The sequence below is a fragment of the Nocardioides sp. genome, from assembly GCF_025964975.1.
GTDB lineage: Bacteria > Actinomycetota > Actinomycetes > Propionibacteriales > Nocardioidaceae > Nocardioides.
In genome coordinates, this window is record NZ_JAOPXV010000105.1 from 1 (window position 1) to 2,856 (window position 2,856).

1 protein-coding gene is annotated in these 2,856 nt (G+C 68.4%); it reads right to left on the minus strand.

The window, feature by feature from the left end:
* Positions 1 to 185: 185 nt before the first annotated feature.
* The gene (topA, locus tag JWN68_RS07665; RefSeq protein WP_297737076.1) at positions 186 to 2,855 is read right to left on the minus strand and encodes a type I DNA topoisomerase; all 2,670 of its coding nucleotides are present in this window, start codon (positions 2,853 to 2,855) and stop codon (positions 186 to 188) included.
* Between the last annotated feature and the right edge of the window lies 1 nt (position 2,856).

A 2,856-nucleotide genomic window follows, 5' to 3' on the forward strand; every position in this document is an offset into this window, starting at 1 on the left:
ATCGCAGCCGAACTCAACGCCCGGCCCCGCAAGAGACACGCATTCCGCACCCCAACCGAAACGCTTGAGAAACTACTCATCGAAACCACAAAACACCCCGGTGTTGCGTGACTGTCTGGAATCCGCCGGCGCAGAATGTGGCTCACGCACCTCCGGGCCGCCCCCGCGACTAGAGGTCCAGCGGTTCAGGCCTTCTTCGCTGCCGTCTTCCTCGCCGCCGGCGCCTTCTTGACCGTCGCCTTCTTGGCTGCGGCCTTCTTCACGGTCGTCTTCTTCGCCGGGGTCTTCTTGGCTGCCTTCTTCGCGCCCTTCTTGGCCGTCTTCTTCGCCGGACCCTTGTCGCGGCGCTCCTGGAGGAGCTCGGCCGCGCGCTCGAGGTTGATGGACTCCACGGTGTCGTCCTTGCGGAGCGTGGCGTTGTACTCCCCGTCGGTGACGTATTCACCAAAGCGGCCCGCCTTGACGACGATCGGCTGACCGGAGACCGGGTCGTTGCCGAGCTCCTTGAGCGGAGGCGTGGCGGCGCCCCGACCGCGCTGCTTGGGTTGGGCGTAGATCGCCAGCGCCTGGTCGAGGGTGATGTCGAAGATCTGGTCCTCGCTGGTCAGCGAGCGGGAGTCGGTGCCGCGCTTGAGGTAGGGGCCGTAGCGACCGTTCTGCGCCGTGATCTCCTCCCCGTCCTCGCCGGCGCCCACGACGCGTGGGAGCTCGAGCAGCTTGACCGCCTCGGCCAAGGAGATCGTGTCGAGCGACATCGACTTGAAGAGCGAGCCGGTGCGGGCCTTGGCCGACTTGGGCGCGTCCTCGGGCAGCACCTCAGTGACGTAGGGCCCGAAGCGGCCGTTCTTGGCGATGACCTGGAGCCCGGTCTCGGGGTGGGTGCCGAGCACCGCTTCCTCACCGGCAGGGTTGGCCAGCAGCTCGCGCGCCTTGGCCAGCGTCAGCTCGTCAGGGGGAAGGTCGTCGGGGACGTTGGCCCGCACGAGCGCACCCTCGTCGCCCTCGGGGCCGGGCCCTTCGACGTACGGGCCATAGCGGCCCACGCGCAGGTCGATGCCCTCGCCGATGGGGAAGGTCGCGAGCTCCTTGGCGTCGATGTCGCCCAGCTCGTTGACCAAGGTGTGGAGCCCCTCGATGTCCTTGCCGCCGAAGTAGAACTCGGCCAGCTCGGTCTTCCGGTCGCGGCGTCCGCCCGCGATGTCGTCGAGGACGTCTTCCATCCGGGCGGTGAACTCGTAGGAGATCTGTCGCGGGAAGTGGTCCTCCAGCAGCCGCACCACGGAGAAGGCCAGCCAGGCCGGGACCAGCGCCGAGCCCTTCTTGTAGACGTAACCGCGGTTGACGATGGTGCCCATGATCGAGGCGTACGTCGAAGGGCGACCGATCTCGCGCTCCTCGAGCTCCTTGATCAGCGTCGGCTCCGTGTAGCGGGCCGGCGGCTTCGTCTCGTGGCCGGCAGCCTGGATCGAGGCAGCCGAGACCGGCTCGCCCTCGGTCAGGTTGGGCAGGCGGGTCTCCTGGTCGTCGCGCACCGAGGAGTCGTCGGTGCCTTCGACGTAGGCCTTGAGGAAGCCGTGGAAAGTGATGACGCGACCGCTGGCGGAGAAGACGGCGTCCTCGCCCGTGGCGGCGGCCCCACCGACGCGGATCGAGACGGACTGGCCGGTGGCGTCCTTCATCTGGGAGGCGACGGTGCGCATCCAGATCAGCTCGTAGACGCGGAACTGCTCGCCGGTGAGTCCGGTCTGCGCGGGCGTGCGGAACGAGTCGCCGGCGGGCCGGATCGCCTCGTGGGCCTCCTGCGCGTTCTTGACCTTGGAGGCGTAGGTGCGCGGGGCGTCGGGGACGTACTCGGCGCCGTACAGCTCCCGGACCTGCTCGCGGGCGGCACTGATCGCACCGCCCGAGAGCGTGGTGGAGTCGGTACGCATGTAGGTGATGTAGCCGCCCTCGTAGAGCCGCTGCGCCACCGACATCGTGACGCTGGAGCTCATGCCGAGCTTGCGGCCGGCCTCCTGCTGCAGCGTCGTGGTGCGGAAGGGGGCGTAGGGCGAGCGGCGGTAGGGCTTGGACTCGACCGAGCGGACGTCGAAGGTCGTGTCGGCGAGAGCGGCCGCCAGGGCCTCGGCGCGGGTGCGGTCGAGGTGGACGATGTCACTCTTCTTCAGCACTCCGTCCTGGCCGAAGTCGCTGCCGCGGGCCACACGGGCTCCGTCGAGGGAGTGCAGCTTGGCCGGGAACATCCGTTGCTCGTGCTTGCTGCCCGCGTCGAAGGTGCCCTCGAGGTCCCAGTAGGACGCGAGCTTGAACTTCATCCGCTCGCGCTCGCGGTCGACCACCAGCCGGGTGGCCACCGACTGCACGCGACCCGCGGACAGGCCCGACATCACCTTGCGCCACAGGACGGGCGAGACCTCGTAGCCGTAGAGACGGTCGAGGATGCGACGCGCCTCCTGAGCCTCGACGAGGTCCATGTCGAGCTCACGGGGGCTCTCGGCGGCGGCGAGGATCGCGGCCTTGGTGATCTCGTGGAAGACCATCCGCTTGACGGGGATGTTCTTCGGCTTCAGCTCGTCGAGGAGGTGCCAGGCGATCGCCTCGCCCTCGCGGTCCTCATCGGTGGCGAGGTAGAGCTCGTCGGCGTCCTTGAGCAGGCCCTTGAGCTTGGAGATGTGGGACCTCTTGTCGCGGGGGACGACGTAGTACGGCTCGAAGCCGTTCTCCACGTCGACCGCGAGCCGGCCCCACGGCTTGTCCTTGATGCTCGCCGGCGTGTCGGCAGCGCTCTGTGGCAGGTCACGGATGTGACCGATCGACGACTCCACGACGTAGTCGGGGCCGAGGTACCCGCCGATG